Origin of the sequence: Agarivorans sp. DSG3-1 (genome assembly GCF_046774965.1) — a bacterium.
GTDB lineage: Bacteria > Pseudomonadota > Gammaproteobacteria > Enterobacterales > Celerinatantimonadaceae > Agarivorans.
The window spans coordinates 3,788,116-3,813,138 of record NZ_CP177241.1 but is presented as its reverse complement, the minus strand read 5'-3'; the positions used below and the strand labels follow the sequence as shown (position 1 = coordinate 3,813,138).

17 protein-coding genes and 1 pseudogene are annotated in these 25,023 nt (G+C 43.1%); 11 read left to right on the top strand and 7 right to left on the bottom strand.

Annotation, left to right across the window (positions count from 1 at the left end; all coding sequences use genetic code 11):
* Positions 1-48: 48 nt before the first annotated feature.
* The 5 genes from htpG (at position 49) to hemH (ending at position 7,255) form a co-directional block, all read left to right on the top strand.
* Complete coding sequence (gene htpG / locus ACLD71_RS17670; protein ID WP_411991514.1) at positions 49-1,959, top strand: molecular chaperone HtpG; 1,911 nt, start codon at positions 49-51, stop codon at positions 1,957-1,959.
* 191 nt (positions 1,960-2,150) lie between these two features.
* The gene (locus ACLD71_RS17665) at positions 2,151-3,323 is read left to right on the top strand and encodes an extracellular solute-binding protein (protein WP_411991513.1); all 1,173 of its coding nucleotides are present in this window, start codon (positions 2,151-2,153) and stop codon (positions 3,321-3,323) included.
* Complete coding sequence (locus tag ACLD71_RS17660) at positions 3,320-5,440, top strand: GGDEF domain-containing protein (protein ID WP_303551101.1); 2,121 nt, start codon at positions 3,320-3,322, stop codon at positions 5,438-5,440. Before ACLD71_RS17665 ends, ACLD71_RS17660 begins: the two co-directional genes overlap by 4 nt.
* An 88-nt stretch (positions 5,441-5,528) precedes the next feature.
* Positions 5,529-6,173, top strand: coding sequence for an adenylate kinase (gene adk / locus ACLD71_RS17655; RefSeq protein WP_303515610.1), 645 nt, complete (start codon positions 5,529-5,531; stop codon positions 6,171-6,173).
* 95 nt (positions 6,174-6,268) lie between these two features.
* On the top strand, positions 6,269-7,255 hold the full coding sequence (hemH, locus tag ACLD71_RS17650; RefSeq protein ID WP_411991512.1) for a ferrochelatase: 987 nt from the start codon (positions 6,269-6,271) through the stop codon (positions 7,253-7,255).
* Between the two features lie 63 nt (positions 7,256-7,318).
* Here hemH and ACLD71_RS17645 read toward each other — a convergent pair whose 3' ends face one another.
* The gene (locus ACLD71_RS17645) at positions 7,319-7,681 is read right to left on the bottom strand and encodes a DUF2750 domain-containing protein (RefSeq protein ID WP_137674731.1); all 363 of its coding nucleotides are present in this window, start codon (positions 7,679-7,681) and stop codon (positions 7,319-7,321) included.
* A gap of 253 nt (positions 7,682-7,934) precedes the next feature.
* Here ACLD71_RS17645 and ACLD71_RS17640 point away from each other — a divergent pair, with 253 nt between their 5' ends.
* A complete protein-coding gene (locus ACLD71_RS17640; protein ID WP_411991511.1) occupies positions 7,935-9,524 on the top strand; it encodes an ABC-F family ATPase in 1,590 nt (529 codons plus the stop codon).
* A gap of 64 nt (positions 9,525-9,588) precedes the next feature.
* On the opposite strand, the gene ACLD71_RS17635 is transcribed toward ACLD71_RS17640, so the two are convergent.
* Entirely contained in the window at positions 9,589-10,518 is a 930-nt protein-coding gene (locus ACLD71_RS17635; RefSeq protein WP_411991510.1) for a LysR family transcriptional regulator, read from the bottom strand.
* 325 nt (positions 10,519-10,843) lie between these two features.
* Here ACLD71_RS17635 and ACLD71_RS17630 point away from each other — a divergent pair, with 325 nt between their 5' ends.
* The gene (locus tag ACLD71_RS17630) at positions 10,844-14,125 is read left to right on the top strand and encodes an Ig domain-containing protein (protein WP_411991509.1); all 3,282 of its coding nucleotides are present in this window, start codon (positions 10,844-10,846) and stop codon (positions 14,123-14,125) included.
* Positions 14,126-14,267: 142 nt separating this feature from the next.
* On the opposite strand, the gene purB is transcribed toward ACLD71_RS17630, so the two are convergent.
* The 4 genes from purB to ACLD71_RS17610 form a co-directional block, all read right to left on the bottom strand.
* Complete coding sequence (gene purB, locus ACLD71_RS17625; protein ID WP_411991508.1) at positions 14,268-15,635, bottom strand: adenylosuccinate lyase; 1,368 nt, start codon at positions 15,633-15,635, stop codon at positions 14,268-14,270.
* 18 nt (positions 15,636-15,653) lie between these two features.
* Complete coding sequence (gene hflD, locus ACLD71_RS17620; RefSeq protein WP_137674736.1) at positions 15,654-16,280, bottom strand: high frequency lysogenization protein HflD; 627 nt, start codon at positions 16,278-16,280, stop codon at positions 15,654-15,656.
* Positions 16,281-16,285: 5 nt separating this feature from the next.
* Positions 16,286-17,389 carry a tRNA 2-thiouridine(34) synthase MnmA gene (gene mnmA, locus ACLD71_RS17615; protein WP_137674737.1) on the bottom strand — a complete coding sequence of 368 codons (1,104 nt, stop codon included), beginning with the start codon at positions 17,387-17,389 and terminating at the stop codon, positions 16,286-16,288.
* Between the two features lie 76 nt (positions 17,390-17,465).
* Positions 17,466-18,098, bottom strand: a complete 633-nt coding sequence (locus ACLD71_RS17610; protein ID WP_411991507.1) for a pseudouridine synthase — start codon at positions 18,096-18,098, stop codon at positions 17,466-17,468.
* 214 nt (positions 18,099-18,312) lie between these two features.
* Between ACLD71_RS17610 and ACLD71_RS17605 the strand changes: the two genes are divergently transcribed.
* On the top strand, positions 18,313-20,535 hold the full coding sequence (locus ACLD71_RS17605; protein WP_411991506.1) for an NADP-dependent isocitrate dehydrogenase: 2,223 nt from the start codon (positions 18,313-18,315) through the stop codon (positions 20,533-20,535).
* A 99-nt stretch (positions 20,536-20,634) separates the two neighbouring features.
* Positions 20,635-21,867 (top strand): annotated as a pseudogene (locus tag ACLD71_RS17600) (IS3 family transposase).
* Positions 21,868-21,985: 118 nt separating this feature from the next.
* Here the strand turns inward: ACLD71_RS17600 and cspD are convergent.
* Positions 21,986-22,201 (bottom strand): cold shock domain-containing protein CspD, encoded by a 216-nt coding sequence (cspD, locus tag ACLD71_RS17595; protein ID WP_137674740.1) that lies wholly within the window; start codon positions 22,199-22,201, stop codon positions 21,986-21,988.
* A 192-nt stretch (positions 22,202-22,393) separates the two neighbouring features.
* Here cspD and clpS point away from each other — a divergent pair, with 192 nt between their 5' ends.
* Entirely contained in the window at positions 22,394-22,711 is a 318-nt protein-coding gene (gene clpS, locus ACLD71_RS17590; RefSeq protein ID WP_137674741.1) for an ATP-dependent Clp protease adapter ClpS, read from the top strand.
* Between the two features lie 35 nt (positions 22,712-22,746).
* Positions 22,747-24,999 carry an ATP-dependent Clp protease ATP-binding subunit ClpA gene (gene clpA, locus ACLD71_RS17585; protein ID WP_137674742.1) on the top strand — a complete coding sequence of 751 codons (2,253 nt, stop codon included), beginning with the start codon at positions 22,747-22,749 and terminating at the stop codon, positions 24,997-24,999.
* The last annotated feature ends 24 nt before the right edge of the window (positions 25,000-25,023 follow it).

Below are 25,023 nucleotides of genomic sequence, written 5' to 3'. Positions count from 1 at the left end.
TATCGTTTATCAACTAAAGAAGTATGTTTAAAGCAAGGATATAACTCGATGACTGATGCAGCTCATGCAGAAACACATGGCTTTCAAACTGAAGTAAAACAATTACTGCAGTTGATGATTCACTCACTTTATTCTAATAAAGAAATTTTCCTTCGTGAGTTGGTGTCTAACGCCGCCGATGCCGCAGATAAACTGCGTTTCAGAGCATTAGAAGATAACGCGTTGTTTGAAAACGACGGTGATTTACGTGTTCGTGTTAGTTTTAACCAAGATGCTAAAACGATTACCTTGTCTGATAACGGCATTGGTATGACACGCGATGACGTGATTGAGCATTTGGGTACGATTGCTAAGTCAGGTACTAAAGAATTTTTTGGCCAGTTAAGCGGCGATAGCGCGAAAGACTCACAACTGATTGGTCAATTTGGTGTAGGTTTCTATTCAGCCTTTATTGTTGCCGATAAAGTGACAGTAGAAACACGCGCAGCTGGCGCAGAAACAAGCCAAGGCGTGCGTTGGGAAAGTGCTGGTGAGGGTGACTACACGGTTGCCGACATTACTAAAGAAGGTCGCGGCACAGACATTATTCTACACCTGCGCGAAGACGAGCAAGAGTTTCTAGATAGCTGGAAAGTTCGTTCAATTATCACTAAGTACTCTGATCACATCTCTATTCCAGTACAAATGTGGAAAGATGAAACCCCAGAGTCTGAAGGCCCTGAAGGCGAAAAAGTTGAAGCTATCCCTGGTGAATGGGAAGCGATTAACAAAGCGACTGCATTATGGACTCGTGGTAAAAGCGATATCTCTAAAGAAGAGTACAACGAGTTTTACAAGCATATCTCTCACGACTTTGCCGATCCACTAAGCTGGGCGCACAATAAGGTTGAAGGCAAGCAAGATTACACCAGCTTGTTGTACATCCCGAGCAAAGCCCCATTTGATATGTGGAACCGCGAGCGCCAGCACGGCCTTAAGCTTTATGTACAACGTGTATTCATTATGGATGACGCTGACGAGTTTATGCCGGGTTACATGCGTTTCGTTAAGGGTGTGTTAGATTCAAACGATTTACCGCTTAACGTTTCTCGCGAAATTCTGCAAGACACCAAAACCACCGCTAATTTACGTAGTGCATGTACTAAACGTGTACTAACTATGCTTGAGCGCATGGCGAAAAACGATGCTGAGAAGTACCAATCGTTCTGGGCTGAGTTTGGCCAAGTATTGAAAGAAGGTCCAGCAGAAGACATGGCGAATAAAGACCAAATCGCCAAGCTATTGCGCTTTGCCTCTACTAACAGTGATAGCGCCGAACAGAATGTTTCATTCGCTGATTACATCGAGCGCATGAAAGAAGGCCAAGACAAGATTTACTACGTAACGGCCGATGGTTACGCCGCCGCAGCAAACAGCCCGCACCTAGAAATCTTCAAGCGTAAAGGCATTGAAGTTCTGCTTATGCACGACCGTGTAGATGAGTGGTTGATTAGCCACTTGCCAGAAGCAGAAGGTAAAACACTAGTATCTGTGACTAAAGGTGACTTGGATTTAGGCGACTTAGATGATGAAGAAACTAAGAAGCAAAAAGAGCAAGACGAAAGCGAATACGCAAGCTTTGTTACCCGTGTTAAAGAAAGCTTAGGCGACAAAGTTAAAGATGTACGTTTAACTTACCGTTTAACCGACACGCCTTCGTGTATTGTGGTTGATGACAACGACATGAGTACCCAAATGCAGAAGTTGATGCAAGCGGTGGGTCAAGATGTTCCTGAGCAAAAGTACATTTTTGAGCTTAACCCACAGCATGCTTTAGTTAAGCGCGTAGCAGACGAGCAAGATGAAGAGAAGTTTGCCGAGTGGTCTAATGTATTGTTTGATCAAGCAACCTTGGCAGAGCGCGGTAGCCTAGAAAACCCTTCAGAGTTTATTAAGCGTATTAACCAACTATTAGCCTAAACGCTAATATGGGGTAAAAAGGCAGCACTACGTGCTGCCTTTTTTGTATTTTAAGTCGCTGATTGATTAATGATTATACAAACTATTAAACTGATCCGAGCACTTGTCAGTGAGGGCAGCGTGTAAGCTCACAGTTAAAGCGATAATTCATTGCTACACTAAAAAAAAATAAAAAACATTAGGTAGCTAACATGCGCACATGGTTACTTGTTTTGGGCTTTACGTGTTTTGCCGTTCTAGCCGATACAAAGGTGTCATTGTGGAATGCACATAACCCATCTCAATATCTCGATAACGCGATTGCTGAATTTGAAAAACAAAGCGGCGCTACCGTTGAGAAAAACAATTTTCTTTCAGAGCGTTTACGCGAAGAAGTGCTTAATCAAGCGCGTACTAATACCTTGCCGGATATTCTGTATGTACCCAGTGATTTTGTGGGTATGCATGATCTTATTTCATTGGCTCCAGTACCTGAAGACTGGATTATTCCGCAGCTTGAACAACGGGTATTAGGTGCTGGGTTTACGGATGGCGAGCAATACGGCATTCCTTTATTTCAAGGTAATCACCTAGTACTTTATTACAATAAAGATTTGGTGAAGCAATCAGTGAAAAGCTGGGCAGAGTTATTAGAGCAGCAAACGCTACTGAGTGCCGATGGGCGTGATGCTATTGTTTGGAATTATCGAGAAATGTATTGGTTCATTCCTTTCCTAACCGCCTATCAAGGTTGGTTAATGGAGAACGGTAACATCACTCTTGATACGCCTGAAATGCAAAAGGCATTAAGTTATTACAAGCAGCTGAAAGATATAGGTCTCGTTGATTCAAGTTGTAATCATGATTGTAGCGTTGAACGTTTTAAAAATGGAGACGCGGCTTACATGATCAATGGCGATTGGATATACAAAGAACTCAAGCAAAGCGTGGGCGATAAACTCGGCGTGAGTGTATTACCTAGCATAGCGGGTAAACCTATGTTGCCAATGTTTTCTGGTTACGTTCTGGCTTTTCCTCGTTTGTCGGAAACAGACACTAATTATGAACAGATAAAACAATTTAGTTTATTTATGCAGCAATCCACATCGCAAGATATTATTTATGAGCAAGGTGGCTTAATTCCTGCCAATCTGGATGTGCTTGAGCAAAAAATAAATAGTGATACCGAGAACGACCAACAAATGCTGCAACAAATGGCAGAAACCAAGGCTATGCCCAGTGATGCTGAAATGACAATTGTATGGTTGGCTATGGAACGCGGGTTTAATCGCTATATTGACCATAGTTATTCGGTCGAACAAGCCACCAAATTTATGCAAAATGTTGCCGATAAAGAAGTTCGTAAACGCGGAAGCAAAAAATGACCATTAGGCTTCGGTCTATCACTTTTATATTGTTAATCTTTGTTGCCATTATCCCGGTAACCGTGCTGTCGTTTACGCTCTATAAGCAAATGTATAGTTTTGTTTATAAGTCGGTAGACAGTCGTTTGGTGGCGTCTGCTAATCAAATCACCGCGGAGTTGTCGCACAGCAACGAGATTTTAACTAATGGCTTACGCTTGTTGTCAGAACAAGACAGCATAGTGAAAGGCATTGATGATCTGCTGTTTTCAATTCACCTGCCAGACGTACTCGCTAATTTTGTATTGGATACACCGTTGATTGAATCACTGTATTTGGTGGAAGCTGATGGATATGTGATTGAGTCCTATGGCGGAAATATTCTTGCGTTAGAGCAATCTAATATTCTTCACAATCGTTTCGAGTCACCCTTCAAAATCAAAGATATCGACTCAAAAAGCAAAGTTTACCTAATCGACAATTACTCACTGGTAAACAAAGGTGGGCGTCACCATAGTTTGGTGCATGTGGTGCCAATTTACTCCGACAAAGCTATCGATCATATACATGTGAGAGGCTATCTGATTGCTGTTGTGCCCATTTATAAACTGGGTTCAACGGTAGAGAAAGAGCTACAAGCCGATGAAAGCCTAGCGGTGTTTTACCGTGAAGAGCAGTTAGAAGGTAACTTGATTGGTGATGATGAGTATGATGTTACGCATTCAAGCAGATTGATTATTAGTGGGCGCAATTACCAAAACTCTGTATGGCTTAAGATTAAAGTTGGCCAGCGCTTAGACAGCTTAACTCATCAAGTAAAAGAGGCTATGGCACCCGGTATGGCAACCAGCGTAGTGGTGATTGTGGCCATTATTCTCGTTGTAATGCTATTTGCCCACTTGGTCGCCAAAGCCTTTGGTCAATTGTACGCGCTGATCCGGGACTTTGAAAAAGGCCGAGAAGCCGACTGGGTTGCCGACGGGAAAGTGACTATTCGTGAATTTGCCGATGTTGCTAACTTGCTCGCTGAAATGAAATCAACAATTGGTGAACAGCTTCGTACGGTAAATCAAAAGAACGAAGAACTGGCCAAAGTAGATAAACTGCGGGCAGGCTACTTAGAAGAAGTACAAACACTTAACAGCCAGTTAGAGTTTAAGGTGGAAGAACGCACTAGGGATTTAGAAGAATCCATGGATAACCTGGCTCAAAGTAACTTCTTCTTCCAACAATTGGTGCAATTTAGACGAGTGCTTGAAGCCAGTGTTGGTAATCGGCAAATCTCTCGAGATGCATTGCGTATCCTTGCGATGTGTTTTCCCAATATGGGTTTGATTATCCATTTGCCTAAATCACGCGGCCATCGCACAGTTTATGAAAGCTTGTCGCTAGAGATTGATAGTTTTGAGGTATTGCAAAACCGCGTATCAGAAAAATCTCGGCAACGTTGGGATCGCTTTAGCATTGAGTTTAAGCAGCAACTGGTGAATGTTTTTGGTATTCGTTGTGGCGGTGGTGAAATGGGTTGGCTATTGGTTAATGAACCAAAACTTAGTGAAGAGTACAGCAATCGCATTTTGTTGTTTATTACTGAGCTGAGCGCATTTTTGGAAAACCGTACCCTGAATGAAGAGTTAGATCATGTTGCTAGAACCGATTCGTTAACTGGGATCCGCAATCGCCAAGCCTTTGACGAGCTTCAATTTACCTTGGAAACCCAATTAGATGCCGAAGTGGGATTGTTCATTATTGATGTAAATGGCCTTAAACAAATGAATGATGAAAAAGGCCATGAAAAAGGTGACCAATTAATTATCTCGGTCGCTAAAGTTATGGCGGAGTGTTGCCAAGGTATCACTTCTGATTTTTACCGCATTGGTGGTGACGAATTTGCCATTGTGTTGGTAGGAGAGCAGTTGGTTAATGCTGAATTGTTAGAGCAAACATTGCAAAACAAACAAAATAACCAGGTAGGGATCGACCTAAATAGCTTCGGCGGAGAGCCTTTAGTCAGTTTCTCTTTGGGCTATGCCTCAACCGGGGATGTTGATTTTAGCGGCTTATATAAACTGGCTGACCAAAACATGTACAGCAATAAACAACGCTACTACGCGCAGCTTCGTCAAACTCAACTTTAGTCGAGCTTCCCTTGTAGTATTGGCCCCATCAGTGTAAATTCACGTCTCTTGTAAAAGCACTAAAAACTAGACCAAGGAACAGCAAATTATGCGCATTATTCTTTTAGGCGCTCCAGGTGCGGGTAAAGGTACCCAAGCACAGTTTATTATGGAGCGTTATGGCATCCCTCAAATTTCTACTGGTGACATGCTTCGTGCAGCTGTAAAAGCTGGCACCGCATTAGGCATCAAAGCAAAAGAAGTAATGGATGCAGGACAACTGGTCTCAGATGAGTTGATCATTGGTTTAGTAAAAGAACGTATTCTTGAAGACGATTGTGCCAAAGGTTTCTTGCTAGATGGCTTCCCTCGTACTATTCCACAAGCAGACGCAATGAAAGAAGCCAGCATTAACATTGATGCTGTTTTGGAATTTGACGTTGCCGATGAAGAAATTGTAAAACGCATGAGTGGCCGTCGTGTTCACCCAGGCAGTGGCCGTGTTTACCACATTGTATACAACCCACCTAAGGTTGAAGGTAAAGACGACGTTAGCGGCGAAGACTTAGTTATTCGCCCAGATGATGAAGAAAGCATCGTTCGTGACCGTTTAGCTATTTATCATGAGCAAACTAAACCATTAGTAAGCTACTACGGTAAAGAAGCTGAACAGGGCAATAGCAAATACTTTAAACTTGACGGAACTCAGTCAGTTGAAGCTATCAGCAATCAATTAATTGAATTGCTTGATTAATTGCTCATCGTGATAAGAAAAAAGCGGCTCTTGCCGCTTTTTTTTATGCCTAAAAATGCCGTACACTGTGTCATCTATATATAGGGAATAGTTGAATGCCGCAAAACGACAGCGAATTAAAATGTGCCGTAATTATGGTAAACCTAGGTACCCCAGACGAAGCTACGCCAAACGCCGTTGCTAAATTCTTAGGTCGATTTTTATCAGATAAACGCGTGGTTAATCTGCCCAGAATACTCTGGTTGCCCTTGTTGTATTGTGTCATCTTGCCACTGCGTTCACGAAGAGTAGCTAAGCTGTATCAGCAAATTTGGCTAAAAAATGGCTCCCCGCTAAAAGTCATTAGTGAGCAAATTCATCAAAAAGTGTCAGCCAAACTTCGTGGCAAGGTTGAAGTGTTCCTAGCCATGACGTATAGCTCACCTGATATTCAGGAGGCTGTTAATGAGGTGCTAAAGGCTGGCCATCAAAAAGTATTGTTGTTGCCTATGTACCCGCAATATTCGGTTTCTACTACTGCCCCAGTATTTGATGCTTACGCAAAAAGTCTAAAGAATACCTATAACTTGCCCGAGTTACGTATGGTGAAAGAGTACTATGCTGAGCCCGCTTACATTGAAGCATTAGCCAACTCAATTAAGCAACATTGGGAGCTCACAGCGCGCGGCGAGGTATTACTGTTTTCATTCCATGGCATTCCCGAACGTTATGCTAGAAATGGCGACCCTTATCCACAACAATGTGAAGATACCGCGGCTAAAGTGGCAGGCTTGTTGGGGTTAAAACAAAACCAATGGCGTTTATGTTATCAGTCGCGCTTTGGTAAAGATCCTTGGGTGAAACCTTACACCGATCAGCTGCTTCATCAACTAGCCGAGCAAGGGGTTAAATCGGTAGATGTTATTTCGCCTGCTTTTTCAGCAGACTGCTTAGAAACCATTGAAGAAGTATCTTGTGAGTTACGTGACGAGTTTTTAGAGGCGGGCGGTGAACAGTATCACTATATATCTGCTTTGAACGATAACCCTGAGCAAGTAGAGTTATATTGCCAACTTATTGAAAAACATACTCAGGGTTGGTAAATCGTTAACGATTGATAAAATAAAGCCTCGCAATAGTTGAACACTATACGAGGCTTTATTGTTTTAACGCCCTTTTCCTAGCGCGTCTTCAAATTCGTAAGGCGACAATATAAGCCCTTCTTCTAGCTCGTTCGGGAATACAGCCACGTATAGTTCGTCACCGGTTAACCCTTCTGTCCATCGGCTTCGCCACTTGTTCAGTGAAATAGCTTCTGCTTTACAGTGTGCCCAATCTCCAGTGGCCCAGTCTTCGGCAAATTCTTTACTTGGCCAAACAGGAACACAGTCTTCGTCTTCAGAGTTAAGCATAACGCAGCCGTCATCATCAATTAAGATCCACAGCTGATTCTGAGCTTTGCTTTCTTTAATCAAGTATTGCAGGCGTGATTGACTGTCAGACTTAGCGACAGAGTTTGCTTCAGACATAAATCGTCCTCGGTTGCGGTGATTTATGATTAGAATAATCCAAATAAAGCTAGGCGTCATATAAAAGGGCTAAGCGCTTGGTTGAGTGCTTAATATTCAAACGAGAAATGACTTAGTCGCTACACTTATGTGATCGTTGTCGTTAAATGTGCGATGTTTAGTCAAGTTGTGGCATAATGCGCGACCAAACTTTTTAGCAAAGTGATTACACGGCATATTGGCCGCGGTCACTAAACCATGCGGAATATTTACATTGCTTACTTCTTCTAATATCACCATGCAATTTGGCGCTAAGCCATTATTTGAAAATGTCTCAGTTAAATTTGGCGAGGGTAATCGTTATGGCCTAATTGGGGCAAACGGTTGTGGTAAATCGACCTTTATGAAGATTTTGGGTGGTGATTTAGAGCCAAGTGGCGGTAATGTTTCTAAAGATCCCAACGAGCGCATCGGTAAACTAAAACAAGACCAATTCGCCTACGAAAATAATGCGGTTATCGATACCGTGATTATGGGCTATGAAGAGCTGTGGGCAGTTAAGTCTGAGCGCGATGCTATTTATGATAACCCTGAAATGACCGAAGAAGACGGTATTCGTGCCGCTGAGCTAGAAGCCGAGTTTGCCGAAATGGACGGTTACACCGCTGAAGCACGTGCAGGCGAGTTATTATTGGGTGTAGGTATTCCCATTGAACAGCATTATGGTCCAATGAGTGAAGTTGCGCCGGGCTGGAAGCTACGTGTATTGCTAGCCCAAGTATTGTTTGGTGACCCAGACATTATGTTACTCGACGAACCTACCAACAACTTGGATATTAATACTATTCGCTGGTTGGAAGGTGTGTTGAACGAGCGTAACTGCACCATGATCATCATTTCGCACGACCGTCACTTTCTAAATAGTGTATGTACTCACATGGCTGATTTAGATTACGGCGAACTACGCACATTCCCTGGCTCGTACGACGAGTACATGACCGCTGCTACCCAAGCACGTGATCAAATGCTGTCTGATAATGCCAAGAAAAAAGCGCAAATTGCTGAGCTTAAAACCTTTGTTAGCCGTTTCTCTGCAAACGCCTCTAAATCTAAGCAAGCTACGTCTCGTGCTAAGCAAATTGATAAAATCCAATTGGCCGAAGTAAAACCTTCAAGTCGTCAAAATCCATATATTCGTTTTGAAGAAGAGAAAAAGTTACACCGTTTAGCAGTACAAATCGAAGGTTTAGAGAAAACTTACGAAGAGACCTTATTTAAAGATTTAGATCTAATGGTTGAAGTGGGTGAGCGTATTGCAGTTATCGGCCCTAACGGCATTGGTAAAACTACGTTCTTAAAGTGTTTGATGGGCGACACAGAATTTGGCGGCAGCATTAAATGGTCTGAAAATGCGCAGCTTGGTTACTATGCACAGGATCACTCAGTTGACTTTGAAGAAGATAAAAACCTGATTGATTGGATGTGGCAGTGGGGCAAAGAGGGCGACGACGAGCAAGTAATGCGCGGTACTCTGGGGCGTTTATTATTCTCACAAAATGATATTAAAAAGTCAGTAAAAGTCATTTCTGGTGGTGAACAAGGCCGTATGTTGTTTGGCAAAATGATTTTACAAAAACCAAATGTAATGGTGATGGACGAACCAACCAACCACTTGGATATGGAATCTATCGAATCATTAAACTTAGCCTTAGAAAACTACCCTGGCACGTTAATCTTTGTAAGCCACGACCGAGAGTTTGTATCAAGTTTGGCTACACGGGTGATTGAGATGACGCCAGAAGGTATTGTTGATTTCCATGGTACTTACGAAGAGTATTTAGCGAGCCAAGGCCTAACGGCTTAAGGTTGCTTTGAACCCTTAAACAAGAAAGCAGCCATTGGCTGCTTTTTTTATTCCAAAAATATACTTATTGATTTGCACAAGACTTGGTGAGTGCATTTAACCATTGTATTAAAGCTGTATGACTAGCTGAGCGCGGATAGCAGGCATTTAGCCAATAATGCTTACTGTATTTGCTTTGCTCAATATCTAACTCCACTAAACGGTTCTCTTTGGTGGCAAGAGAGCGACAACCACCGCTAACGAAGGGGTGCTGTTGAAGCATGCTAATTAAGTTCTCCACTGAGTCGGTTTCTGCCAATTGCTTAAAAGGTAAACCTTGCTCGCTCATCAGTTGCTTAATTTTGCTATAAGTATCGTTCCAACCAACCACCGAAAACTTTATAAAAGACCAGTGTTGTAACTCTTCTAAGCGAATTTTTCGCTGTAGTTTAGCGAGAGGGTGATCTTCGCCTGCTAGCATCACCATGGTTTGCTGGCTAATGGGTTCTTGATGAATAGTGGATGGAAACTCGTTGTTATGGTACTGAATGCCATAAGATATACGGTTATGTTGAATATCAACTTCAGCGCCTGGATACCACGTTTTAAAACACCAAGTAGCATTGGGAGCCTGAGTTAATATTGCTTTGGAAAAAGCGCTTCCGTATTGATGGCCAAAAGTACTGTTTAGTGCAATTGAGTACTGTTCAGTTAACTGCTCTGGTAAAAATTCTGCTTGTGTAGAAATAGTCGACAATAAGGCATCTAATAAATGGGGTACTCTTAAGTAAATTCGCTGACAATATGGTGTAGCAATGAGTTGATTATTGCTTCTTACAAATAAGGGATCGTTTAGTATTTGTCGTAGCTTATCTAATCCCCTGGCTACCGCCGATTGAGATACGTACAACTGTTGTGCCGCTTTGTAGGTACTGGATGTTTCATATACCGCACGTAATATTCTAAGTAGTTTTAATGACAACTGGTCATAAGCTCTGGTGTCTAATTTTTGCAAAATCTCTCCTAATATTGCCGCGCACTATAAGTCGCAAACCGACTTAATTGAAGTCTTATTTAGCGTTAACTTGTCTTAGGGCAAATAAGTAGAATTAGCCAGATTTTTTAATGACTTAACGCTCGTTTTAACGACAACTTCTGAACAATGTTTAACCGCCAGGTTATTTGTTAGTCATTGTTAATCACTCGATTATCCAAAGTTCAAATTTGAGATTAAGCCTGCCGGTAGAGTATGGCTTAGTGGCGTTTTTGGCTTGTATAGACCCGTAAACCCTCGAGTTAGAGAACTTGAGGTAATCTGATCCTATAACAAGGTTGTATTAATGAAGAAAGTTAGTTTGCTAACGGCTGCAGTGGCCTTAGCGTTGTCTGGTTGTGGCAGTGATTCAAATGATTCACCGAGCAGTCCTTCGCTGTTCACCGTGACCGCTATTGATGGCTATTTAGCCAATGCAGATGTGTACGCTGGAGAAAGTTGTGAGTTAAGAGTGGGCGCAACAGATGACAAGGGAGAACTGTCATTATCGGTAGAGCATGCAGACAAAACCATTTGTATAAAAGCGATTGCTGGTGTAACCGTTGATTCCAACCGAGGGGTAGTGGTAGATGAGTTTGAATTAGCGGCTCCAGCGGGTTCTGCAGTAGTTAGTCCAATGACTAACCTAGTGGTTGAGCAAATGATAGCAGACGACAGCTTAAGCCAAGAGCAAGCTGAAGCCGCTGTGGTCGATTCGTTCAATAGCGAAGACTCTGACGTGGTGTATACCGAACAAGACATTTTTGGAGACTACATTGAAGCGGCTGAAAGTGGGGACGAAAAAGCTGAAGCGGTTAATATTGTAGGTGAAACTTTAGTTGATAATGATGATGTTTTAGATCCGTCTGAGCAGCTAAAAGTAATTGAAGATGTGTCAAAAGAGACATCAGAAATTATTGCTGACCCAGCGAAAGATTTAGAGCACTACTCTCCGGTTGTAGTGGTTGACCCAACAAATGGCTACGAGAAAGTAGAAACAAATTACCGCCCATATGTAGATCTGGAGCAGTTACCCGCTCCGGTTAGCATTGAGCTAGGTGAAAGCGTTGATCAAGACGTAAGCCTTTATTTCAACGATGCTAACGAAGCAGATGTACTTAGCTATTCTATGGATGCCTTTGATAGTGGTTTAAGTATCGATTCTGACTCAGGCATTATTAGCGGCACGCCTCAAGTCGCAGGGCAGTTTACTTTATATGTCTATGCTAGCGATCAAAAAACACGCTCATACCCCTTGGTCCTTGAGTTAAATGTTAGTTCGCCTAACCAAGCACCAATAGTTAATACTGCCACGCAACAACAAATTCAAGAGCAGTTACTCAAACTTGAGCTTAGAGCTAATGAGCAAGTAAACGAAACAATCGATCTAACGCAATTATTTGAAGATGATGATGCGCTGATTATTTCTGCTGATTCTAATGTACCGGGATTAACACTAAGGGTTGAACAAGAGCAGTTACTATTGGGTGGTACACCGACCACACGCGGTGACTTTGTGTTGTCTATTGGCGCCAGTGATTCAATTAATGCTGAAGTAAGAGCTCACTTTGCTATTGCTGTAGCAAAAGCGTTTAACCACGCCCCTGAAGTCAACAAAACTGCTCAAGCCCTAGTACAAGAGCAGCTAAATGCATTAGAGCTTAAAGTAGCTACATCGGTTGACTCTGTTATTTCGCTGAGTGACCTGTTTACCGATAATGAAGATTTCTCGTTAACGGTAAGCACCGACGTGCTTGGCTTAAGTGCAAGCTTGGAAGCAGATAACTTACTACTAGTTGGCACTCCAACTAAGCAGCAAACAGGCCGTTTAACGGTATCTGCGACTGACAGTGAAAACCCAACAGTAGATAGTAATTTTGCTTTAGTGGTTGCCGCAGCAGATCTACCGGTAGATCCCGTTGAACCAGTGGTTCCGGTAAAGTACCGATTTAAAGAAGAGCACTTTGCTAAGGCCGGCGCGTGGCGCATGGGCGAAGTAGGCATGGATAATGATGGGATTGAATTTGGTTGGGTTTCGCTGCGTATCGTTGACGGTGAAAAACAATTTTGTTGGAACCCTCATGAGCATGACATTAAAGATGCCGCCGATTTAGTTGACGTAGAAGCAAATCCACCCGCTGAAGAAGAGTGGCGTTGTGACCCGGTTACCTTGAATCAAGATGGTAGTTTAAGCATGGCTGGAGATGACGAAGGAGATGCTGACTTCTCTTTAGTCGCCACCTTTGAATATGCCAAAGACAACCATTACCAGATCATGTTTGCTATGGATAATGAGTTATTCTGGCTTGACAGTAATGATACACCGTTTACTCACACTGCAGCAGTGCCTGTCGCTAACAATACTTTATATCAAGCAATTGAAGATCACCCCGATGGGACTGATGTATTTTTGCAGCAAGTTGTTTACAAGCAAACTAGCCAAAATATTTATGTAAACTCGGCGCTTAAAGCGGGTAGCTTCGAAGCAACGTGGCCCGATCATAATTGGGGCGAACAAGGGTTTAGTGGTGATTGGACTGTTACTGCCGAAAATGACATACAACGATTAAACCTAAGTAGCTCAGATGAAGGTGATTTCACTTGGGTTTACATGCGTACATTTGGCGAGGGTGAGCAGGCGTTAAGTATCATTTATGACCAAGCTGAGGGGGAATCGCTTTTCACTTTGCTGGAGTCAGAAAACTTGACGCTTATCGAAAGTACCATTCAACAATGGGACCCTTCACAAAACCCCGAACACAATGTCGAAGCGTTGATTGGTATGAATTGGTACTACACCGAATATGGTAGTGACGATGGTGATGATTCTACCAGCAACTTCACCCGTATTTGGTGTGATACAGCGTTGTTTGAAGACGGTAAGATGTTTATGAATCGTCGTAGTCCAGAAAACTTAACCTCTTGTGATACACAAGCAGACGTTGAAGTGGGCGAGTACAAAATTGTAAACAATAAACTGTCTATCCGTATTACGGCTGATGTTGACGATACAATAAGTGCAACGCAATTTGAGTACACCGAGCTATTTATTCAAGCCCTTGCTGATGATCTATCAGAGGGCGCGTTTATGGTTGAAGCGTTCGGAGGCGAACGTTATGCCTATTATAGTGATTTGCAAGAAGCTGAAAAACGCTTACAAAGTAAATCAAGTGATGCTTGGTTCAAACGTGCATTCGATTTTTACTTGCCTAAAAGTGAAGCATTACAGTATCAGCTAGGTACGGTGTCACTATCGATGAAAAAAGACACTAGTGACCTAGGAGCGTTGTACGATGCGGATCTTTACTTTGATCCTGCGAATGGTGAAAGTATTAGCTGCTCTACGATAAGAGAATTTTACAGTGCTATTACCTTAAACGGCCCGGATGGCTTTAGCGTTACCAGTACTGAATGCTTCGATTTAGTTGAAAATGGCGTGCAATCAGCGGCATATGACTTTGATTTTAGTCGAGCTCTGAATGATGGAGATACTTATAGCTTCATTGGTAAGGTAAAAGACGACCAAAGTCAGTTTATGGAAGCGGTTAAATACAATATGCAATGGGTAGAGACTAATTCTGCAAATTAATTGTTAGTGTTTTTCTAGTATAGATACTTTTACACCAATCCCTGCCTCTATGGCGGGGATTTTTCTTTTTGGTGTTTTAAAAGCCTTTAGATACAAAAAAGCCAGTAGCGTTGCTACTGGCTTTTGATAGTGAGCCTAGCGTTTAAAGCTGGTCAACTAACTTAACCGCATCGCCAATGTAGTTGGCAGGGGTCATTTTCTTCAGCTCATCTTTCGCCGATTCTGGCATATCTAAACCGTCGATAAAGTTGCGCATTGCTTCTGCGTCCACTCGCTTACCGCGAGTTAACTCTTTCAGTTTCTCGTATGGCTTTTCAATACCGTAACGGCGCATAACGGTTTGTACTGGCTCGGCCAATACTTCCCAGTTGCCATCAAGATCTTTCAATAAGTTTTCTTCGTTTACTTGCAACTTGCTTACGCCTTTAAGCGTAGCTTGATAAGCAATTAGCGAGTAACCCATTGCCACACCAAGGTTACGTAATACCGTAGAATCGGTAAGGTCGCGCTGCCAGCGAGAAACCGGTAGTTTAGCCGCTAGGTGGCCAAACAAGGCGTTAGCGATACCTAGGTTACCTTCTGAGTTTTCAAAGTCGATTGGGTTAACTTTGTGTGGCATGGTTGAAGAACCAATTTCACCAGCAATGGTTTTTTGCTTGAAGTGACCAAGGCAGATATAGCCCCAAACATCGCGGTCAAAATCTAACAAAATAGTGTTAAAACGGGCAATGGCATCGTACAACTCGGCAATGTAATCGTGCGGTTCGATTTGCGTAGTGTAAGGGTTCCACTGAACACCTAAACTGGTAACGAACTCTTCAGAAAACTGGTGCCAGTCTACCTCTGGGTAAGCCGATTTATGAGCGTTGTAGTTACCTACTGCGCCGTTAATTTTACCTAAAACTTCCACTGCTTCGATTTGTTTAAGCTGGCGACGTAAACGTGCTACTACGTTAGCCATCTCTTTGCCCATAGTACTTGGTGAAGCCGGCTGCCCGTGAGTACGAGACAGTAACGGTGTTTCACGCAGTTCTTTAGCAAGACTGGTAATCGCATCAATTAGCTGTTGCAGGTAAGGCACTAATACTTCGCTACGTGCTTCGCTTAGCATTAAGGCGTGAGACAAGTTGTTAATGTCTTCAGAAGTACAGGCAAAGTGAATGAACTCAGATACGGCGTTAAGCTCGGCGTTGCCTGCTACTTTTTCTTTAAGAAAGTACTCAACCGCTTTTACATCGTGGTTGGTAGTACGTTCAATTTCTTTAACGCGAGCAGCATCGGATTCGCTAAAGTTATCGTTAATGCTATCTAAAAAAGCAATGGCTTCAGGAGAAAAGGCAGGCACTTCTGCAATGTTGTTTTGCTGGGCAAGTTTTTGTAACCAACGAATTTCTACCCTTACGCGGTATTTTATTAAGCCAAATTCGCTAAAAATACTGCGCAGTTCAGAAGTTTTATCCCCGTAGCGTCCGTCTATCGGGGAAATGGCTGTCAAGGCCGACAGTTCCATGGTGTTCTCCTAAATTAACTAATCAATGGTGTGTAAAAGTGTTGATGTTTGCTGTAAATAATTCTTTCTTGAAAACAGTAGTTGGCGGCGTTGTCCACCTAATTGGCGCCATAGTACACAAGCACGAATACCGGCTAAGAGTAATGCACGCACTTTGTGTTGAACCACCGGTTGTTGTAAGTAACTCACGTTACCTGCAACTTGAATGCGTGGCCCTAGCGGGCTAATAATGTCGCTATAGATATCAGCGATGCCGCCTAATACTTGTTGGTCGAGTAGGTTAAAATGCTGTAACTGGCGATCGAGTTGGGTAATCCGCTCGCCCATCATATTCATAAGATCAGGGCGTTTGTTTAAACGCCGTTCTAACGCTAATAGGCTAACCAAGTAACGAGTGATTTCGGCGTTGCGCTTTTCTTGTTGGCTACTAAGCTGAGCGTTCATTACGCCTAAACCTAGTTTTAGCTCTTCCAGTGAACCAAACACTTCAACCGTTTGATCAGGGTTGGTCACCAAAATACTGTTGAGGCAGGTACTTAAACCGGCTTCTTCACAGTTACTGGTGCGAGCAACGTCTTGTACCAGCTTGGCCGCTTGGCAAATGCCTGCAAAGGCAATAACACGATCAGATAGAGGATTACTCATAAGCGCTATAGGCCAATTTTCTGTTCAATGATACCGCCACCTAAACATACTTCGTCTAAGTAAAATACCGCAGATTGACCTGGTGTAACGGCAATTTGAGGCTCATCGAAAACGACTTTAATTTCATCATCACCTTGCGGGATAATGGTGCAGGCTACGTCTTGCTGGCGGTAACGGATCTTAACGCTGCAACGCAACTCCTGCTTAATCACTTTGCGGTCAACCCAATGCAGTTGCGCGGCGATTAAAGCTTGTGATTTAAGGCGAGGGTGGTCATGACCTTGGCCAACAATAAGCACATTACGCTCAATGTCTTTATCTACTGTGTACCATGGCGTTTCGTCACCGTCTTTGGTGCCGCCAATACCCAAACCTTTACGTTGGCCTAGGGTGTGGTACATCAAACCTTGGTGAGTACCAATTACTTTGCCTTCGCACGTTTCTATATCACCTGGTTGAGCGGGTAAGTACTGAGCCAAAAAGTCAGTAAACTTACGCTCACCAATAAAGCATATTCCGGTGGAATCTTTTTTATTGGCGGTGATCAAACCTTGTTCTTCGGCGATTCGGCGAACCTCTGGTTTTTCGATTTCACCAACAGGGAACAACGTTTGTGCCACGTGCTTCTCTTCTAGAGTATACAAAAAGTAGCTTTGGTCTTTGTTGCTGTCTAAGCCTCGTAACATTTGCCAATGACCGTCTTTAAAGCGACGTTGTACGTAGTGACCGGTTGCGATGTAATCGGCAGACAATTCTTCTGCGGCAAATTCCAAGAATGCCTTAAACTTAATTTCCTTGTTACACATAATGTCTGGATTTGGCGTGCGACCCGCTTTGTACTCTTCTAAGAAGTGTTCAAATACGTTATCCCAGTATTCCGCTGAGAAGTTTATGGTATGAAGTTTAATACCTAATTTGTCACACACAGCTTGGGCATCGGCTAAATCTTCAGCCGCTGCACAGTATTCGCTGTTATCGTCTTCTTCCCAGTTCTTCATAAAAAGACCTTCAACCTGATAGCCTTGCTGAATAAGCAAGTAGGCTGAAACTGAGGAATCAACGCCGCCGGACATACCGACAATCACTTTTTTAGTGTTGTTTGAGTTCATGCTAACTAGTTGGAAAAAATTTGGGGCGAATTCTACCAGAAAATCTGTGATGAAAACAGCATTTCACATAGCCAAACTATGCTGTCTGATCACCAGTTAATTGTTGGTACTGACCGTTGTTGATGCCATCTAAGGTATAGCTACCAATTTGATAACGTACCAAGCGTAGAGTAGGGAAACCAATCGCTGCTGTCATGCGCCTTACTTGCCTATTTCTACCTTCTTTAATACTAATGCTGAGCCAGGTAGTAGGGATAGATTTACGCTCTCTAACGGGCGGATTGCGTGGCCAAAGGTTTGGCTCGGTTATAATTTTTACTTTGGCGGGTAAACAAGGGCCGTCTTTGAGCGTTACACCGCTACGTAGCGGCGCTAAATCTTGCTCTGTTGGCGCACCTTCTACTTGTACCCAATAGGTTTTGCTGGTTTTGGCTTTAGGGTTCGCTAATTGATGTTGCAGCTTTCCGTCGTTTGTTAACAGTAGTAACCCTTCGCTGTCTCTATCTAAGCGGCCAGCGGCATACACTTCTGGAATATCAATAAAGTCTTTTAAGGTGGCTCGGCCCTGGCCATCGGTAAACTGGCTGAGTACGTCAAAAGGTTTGTTAAATAAAACTAAACGGCGTGGGCCGTTGAGCGGTTTAATGGGTTTAACTTCAGCCTTTCGTTTAAAACGGCGCGGCTTTGGCGCTTTTGCAAACTTATTCATAGCGCCGATTGTAACAGCTAATGTATGTACCACTAGTAAAACAATGTTAATGCGTTTGTAAATGGTTTATTATTTTGGCCGAATTATTGGACGGTCAGTTGCTAATAACAGCAGCTTATTTGCTTTTATACGTAAAATTGACCACCTCGCGGACTCGATCATTATTCAAAAAATGGCAGCCGTAGCGAGAGCAACCACAACTTTAGGGACCGACATGACGTCAAAGATTATTTATACCTTAACGGACGAAGCGCCAGCCTTAGCCACATATTCATTGCTACCTATTGTACAAGCGTTTACCGGCGCTGCTGGTGTACACGTAGAAACCCGCGATATCTCTTTAGCGGGTCGCATTATTTCTAGCTTTCCAGAATTCTTAACTGAGCAACAACAAATCTCAGACGCATTAGCAGAGTTAGGTGAATTGGCGAAGAAGCCTGAAGCTAACATCATCAAGTTACCTAACATTAGTGCTTCTGTTCCGCAGTTAAAAGCGGCAATTAAAGAGCTTCAAGCACAAGGTTATGCCTTGCCAGAGTACCCTGAAGAGCCAAGCAACGACCAAGAGCGTGGTGCTAAAGCTAAATACGACAAAATTAAAGGCAGTGCCGTAAACCCGGTACTACGAGAAGGTAACTCAGACCGCCGCGCGCCTGGTTCTGTTAAACAATATGCTCGCAACAACCCTCATTCTATGGGAGCTTGGGTTAAAGATTCTTTAAGCCATGTAGCCAGTATGGAGCAGGGCGATTTTTACGGTAGTGAAGTATCGGCAACTATTCAACAGGCTGGCACTGTAGCGATTCAATTAAAAACTGATGCAGGTGAAACTATTACGCTAAAAGAGGCTTTCCCTGTATTAGCCGGTGAAGTTATTGATGCTGCGGCACTGAATGTGGCCCAGTTATCAGCCTTTATTGAAGCAGAGATAGAAGACGCTAAAGCAAAAGGTATTTTGTTTTCACTTCATATGAAAGCGACCATGATGAAGGTGTCTGACCCAATCATTTTCGGCCATGTAGTTAAAGTATTCTTCAAAGATGTATTTGCTAAATACGGTGAGTTATTTGACGAGCTAGGTGTAGACGTACGTAATGGTTTAGGCGATGTATACGCTAAAATTCAAAGCTTAGACAGTGCAAAGCAAGAAGAAATAAAAGCCGCTATTGAAGCTGTTTACGCTGTGCGTCCTGCGTTAGCGATGGTGGATTCGGATAAAGGCATTACCAACTTACACGTACCAAGTGACGTGATTATTGATGCTTCAATGCCTGCAATGATCCGTGCTTCTGGTCAAATGTGGAATAGTGACGGTAAGCAACAAGATACTAAAGCGGTTATTCCAGATCGTAGCTATGCCGGTATTTATCAGCAAACTATTGATTTCTGTAAAGATAATGGCGCATTTAACCCAACGACAATGGGCTCGGTAGCTAACGTTGGCTTAATGGCGCAAAAAGCTGAAGAATACGGTTCGCATGACAAAACCTTTGCTGTTCCTGCGGCGGGTACAGTTGAAGTAATTGATGCAAATGGCCAAGTAGTACTTAGCCAATCAGTTAATCAAGGCGACATTTTCCGTATGTGTCAGGTTAAAGACGCGCCTATTCGCGACTGGGTAAAACTCGCCGTTAACCGTGCGCGCCTAAGCAATACTCCAGCAGTATTTTGGTTAGATGCAAACCGTGCCCATGACGCTCAGTTGATTACTAAAGTAGAGAGCTACTTAGGTGATCACGATACTAGTGGTTTAGAGATTAAGATCTTAGCACCTAATGATGCAACTCAGTTCTCGCTAGAGCGCGTTAAACAGGGCCTAGATACTATTTCAGTAACGGGTAACGTATTGCGTGATTACCTGACGGATCTGTTCCCAATATTGGAACTGGGTACATCAGCTAAAATGTTGTCGATTGTTCCGCTAATGAATGGTGGTGGGTTGTTTGAAACGGGTGCTGGCGGTTCAGCACCGAAACACGTTCAGCAATTCGAGAAAGAGAACCACTTACGTTGGGATTCTTTAGGTGAGTTTCTAGCTCTATCTGCTTCTTTGGAGCATTTAGGACAAGTTACCAATAATGCTAAAGCTGCGGTTCTAGCTGCGACCTTAGATAAAGCAACGGGCATTTTCTTGGACCAAAACAAGTCGCCTTCACGCAAAGTTAAAGAGCTTGATAACCGTGGAAGTCACTTCTACTTGTGTATGTACTGGGCTCAGTGCCTAGCCGAGCAAGAAGGTGATAAAGAGCTTAAGCAAGCGTTTGCAGCCATTGCTGATAAGCTAGTTGCGCAAGAGAGCGCGATCGTAGAACAGTTAAATGCGGCTCAAGGCCCAAGTGTAGACTTAAGCGGCTATTTCCAGCCTAATGCCGCTAAGGCGTCTGCAGCAATGCGCCCAAGTGCTATCTTTAACGAAATAGTTGATAGCTTGCGTTGATTTCGAGCTAAGCCATTTCAATAAGCCGGTGCATTGTTATCGGCTTTTTTGTATCTGTTGTCCCGTCCGGAAATAGGTTGTCATAAAGAGGACTTCTTTATGACAAGACCCATTAACTCTAGCCGTAAGCGCACACAACGCGATTACACCTTGGCCTTTAAATTAGGTGTCGTAGCGCGCATCGAAAAAGGCGAAATGGCGTACAAACAAGCACAAGCCCGATTTGGCATTCAGGGGCGTTCAACCGTACTGGTTTGGCTCAGAAAACATGGTAGGCTTGATTGGTCAAAACCTTTTCAGCATCCCCTTATGCCTAATTCAAAAGAAACGCCAGCAGAAACCATTAAGCGCCTTGAGCGTGAGTTAGCCGAAGAGAAGCTCCGTAACCAAATCCTCAATGGTATGGTCGATATCATGGACAATGAATACGGAGCGGGCCTCAGAAAAAAGTACTTATCCGGTACGTCTGGCAAGCGAAAACCGACAGCGAAATAAACCTCGCTGCTGCCTGTCGCGCGGCAGGTATTTCACGGCAATCTATTTATCAGGCGGTCGCCCGAATGGAAAACCGTAGAGCGACGTTATCGGTCATCAAAGACTGGGTAGCGTACTGGCGTAAATATATGCCGCGATTGGGTGGGCGCAAGCTCTACGCGTTGTTAAAACCGACACTGCTTGAGCACAACATTAAACTTGGCCGAGATGAGTTCTTTGCTTATTTGAGACGAGAGGGCTTGCTGGTTAAACCCAAAAGAAGCGTCACCAAAACGACGTTCAGTAAGCACTGGATGAAGAAACATCCGAATCTGCTGAAAGAGGAAGGACTGCATGATGCAGAGCATGTGCTAGTTAGTGATATTACCTACCTTGAATCAGACCAAGGTGTGCATTATCTGTCGCTGGTCACCGATGCGGGTTCTCGTAAAATAGTCGGTCATCACGTGAGTAAGGACATGAAAGCTGACAGCGTAGTGAAAGCGCTAAAGATGGCGGTTAAAGATAAGCGCTATATCGCTAACGCGGTACACCACTCAGACCGAGGCTCACAATACTGTTCGGCTGTTTATCAAGATGAACTATTTATTGATAAACCAAATTCGACCATCGATGACAGACGGCTATGATTGCTACCAAAACGCATTGGCGGAAAGGATAAACGGTATACTGAAGCAAGAGTTTTTACTGTACCGATGTAAGACACTGAAAGAACTAAAGAGACTGGTAAAAGAATCGATAGCGATATACAACACGATGAGACCGCACCTGAGTTTAAATATGGAAACGCCCAATCAGGTGCATAATAGAAAAGGCCAGCTACTGGAGCTGGCCTAAAAATCGTCAACCTATTTTAGGACGGGTCATGTTGATAAATGAGAGTGGGGGAGTTCGAAAATAAAATGCCAGTCATTAAGACTGGCATTTGGCCTAGCAGAGTATTGCTATTAAAAGGTCATTGCTGACTATCGTCAAAGACAATGCTTACAGCATGACTACCTTTCGGCCCTTGCTGAGTTTCAAATTGAACTGGCTGACCAGCTTTAAGAGTACGATACCCTTCCATTTGAATTGTCGAATAGTGAGCGAAGATATCTTCTCCGCCTGTATCCGGGCAAATAAAACCAAATCCTTTTGCGTTGTTAAACCATTTAACTGTACCGTTTGGCATACGACATTTCCCTATTAAATTTATCTACCAAACCAACTTGTTGGTCATTTTTGACGCAACTTTAAGTCAGCTGTTTAACAATTTAGTAAAATATTTACTACAGTCAAGTTTTCAAGGCATTTTTCTACTAGCCTTGTTAACTCAAAGCGGTTATGTTGAATACAGAAACGCGTTTTTACTACTATAGTTTTTATGAGCAAATTATCTGACTGGCTAGATGTTGAAGAATTCACCAAAGAGGCCAAAAGCGAGACGGCACCGCCACCAATGTATAAGGTGGTATTAAATAATGATGACTATACTCCTATGGAGTTTGTTATCGAAGTGTTGCAGTTGTTTTTTAATATGGATTTAGATAAAGCAACACAAATAATGTTAACCATTCATTATAAAGGTAAAGGAGTTTGTGGGGTTTTCACGGCCGAAGTAGCTGAAACAAAAGCTGCACAAGTAAATAGTTATGCTAAACAAAATGACCATCCCTTGATGTGCACCATGGAGAAAGCATAGCTACGTAGTATTGATTGTCTTTAGGGGGCCTATGCATGCTAAATAAAGAGTTGGAACAAACTTTAAACCAAGCGTTTAAAGAAGCGAGACAACAGCAACACGAATTCATGACGGTAGAACACCTGTTGTTGGGTTTACTAGAAAATTCTGCCGCAAAAGAAGCCCTAGTCGCGTGTGGGGCTAATCTCAATCAACTTAACCAAGAGTTAAGTAGTTTCATTGAACAAACCACCCCAATCATTCCAGAGGACGATGGCGAGCGCGAGACTCAGCCTACTCTAGGTTTTCAACGTGTGCTGCAACGTGCAGTGTTTCATGTTCAATCATCAGGCAACAGTGAAGTTAGCGGGGCTAACGTATTAGTCGCTATCTTTAGTGAGCAAGAGAGCCAAGCGGTTTACTTCCTTAAAAAAGCGGATATTAGCCGCTTAGACGTGGTTAACTTTATATCGCATGGTATTCGTAAAGATGATGAGCCAAGTGCTGAACAAGGCCCTGCAGCGGATACTGAAGCGCAATCTGAAGAAACTAAACAACTAGAGAGTTTTGCTAGCAACCTAAATCATTTAGTGTTGAAAGGTAAAATCGATCCTCTTATTGGTCGTGACAAAGAACTGTCGCGTACTATTCAAGTATTATGTCGTCGTCGTAAAAACAATCCGTTGTTAGTGGGTGAAGCAGGGGTAGGTAAAACCGCGATTGCTGAAGGACTTGCTTACAGAATTGTTCACGAAGACGTCCCTGATGTCATTAAAGACGCTACTATTTATTCTTTAGACATTGGCTCTTTGCTTGCTGGTACTAAGTATCGCGGTGATTTTGAGAAGCGTTTTAAGTCGTTGTTAAAACAGCTAGAAAATGCTGAAAACGCCATTTTGTTTATCGACGAAATTCACACTATTATTGGCGCAGGAGCAGCTTCAGGCGGCCAACTTGACGCCGCTAACTTGATTAAACCTCTACTAAGCAATGGCTTACTGCGTTGTGTTGGCTCAACAACTTACCAAGAATACAATCAGATTTTTGAGAAAGATCGAGCGTTAGCTCGTCGTTTCCAAAAAATTGATGTGGTGGAACCAACAGTTGAGGATACCACTAAGATCCTGATGGGTTTGAAGAGTCGCTATGAAGCTCACCACGACGTGCGTTATACCAAGCAAGCAATGCGCAGCGCTGCAGAATTAGCAGCCAAGTATATTAATGAGCGTCATTTACCTGATAAAGCCATTGATGTCATCGATGAAGCGGGTGCTAGCATGCGAATGCTGCCGGTAAGTCGCCGTAAAAAAACCATTGGTGCCGGTGATATTGAAGCGATTGTTGCAAAAATTGCGCGTATTCCTGAAGCCAAAGTATCGTCTTCTGATCGGGAAACCTTACGCGGCTTAAACGATACCCTTAAAATGGTGGTGTTTGGGCAAGATCCAGCCATTGATGTATTAGTGGATGCGATTCGCTTAAACCGCTCTGGATTAGGTGCAGAACAAAAACCGGTGGGTTCGTTCTTGTTTGCGGGGCCAACTGGTGTCGGTAAAACTGAGGTTACTCAACAGTTAGCCAAAGCTATGGGTGTAGAGCTTATTCGTTTTGACATGTCCGAGTATATGGAACGTCATGCTGTTTCTCGCTTGATTGGAGCGCCTCCTGGCTATGTTGGTTTCGACCAAGGTGGTTTGTTAACGGATGCAGTACTCAAACATCCTCATTGTGTGGTATTGCTCGATGAGATTGAGAAAGCACACGAAGACGTATTCAACCTGTTATTGCAAGTCATGGATCACGGTACACTCACCGATAACAACGGGCGTCATGCAGACTTCCGCAACGTTATTTTGGTTATGACCAGCAACGCTGGTGTTAAAGAAACTCAACGTTCAGCGATTGGCTTTAAAGAGCAGGATATGAGTTTTGATGCGATGGCAGAAATTAACCGTATTTTTGCTCCAGAGTTTAGAAACCGCTTAGATAACATTATTTGGTTTAATCACTTAGGTGAAGACATCATCGAGCAAGTGGTGGATAAGTTCATTGTAGAGCTGCAAGCACAGCTTGATGCTAATGGCGTATCAATGGAAGTGAATACAGAAGCACGTTTGTGGTTATCTGAACAAGGCTATGATCGCTCTATGGGCGCAAGGCCAATGTCTAGGGTTATTCGCGAACAACTACGCAAACCACTCGCTAACGAAATCTTGTTTGGACGTTTAAATCAAGGTGGCCATGTTGATATTGGTTTGAAAGATGGCAAGCTTGATTTTCAATATGAAGATGAAGTGGCTGAAGTATAAATCAAGCCAATATGCAAAAAGCCA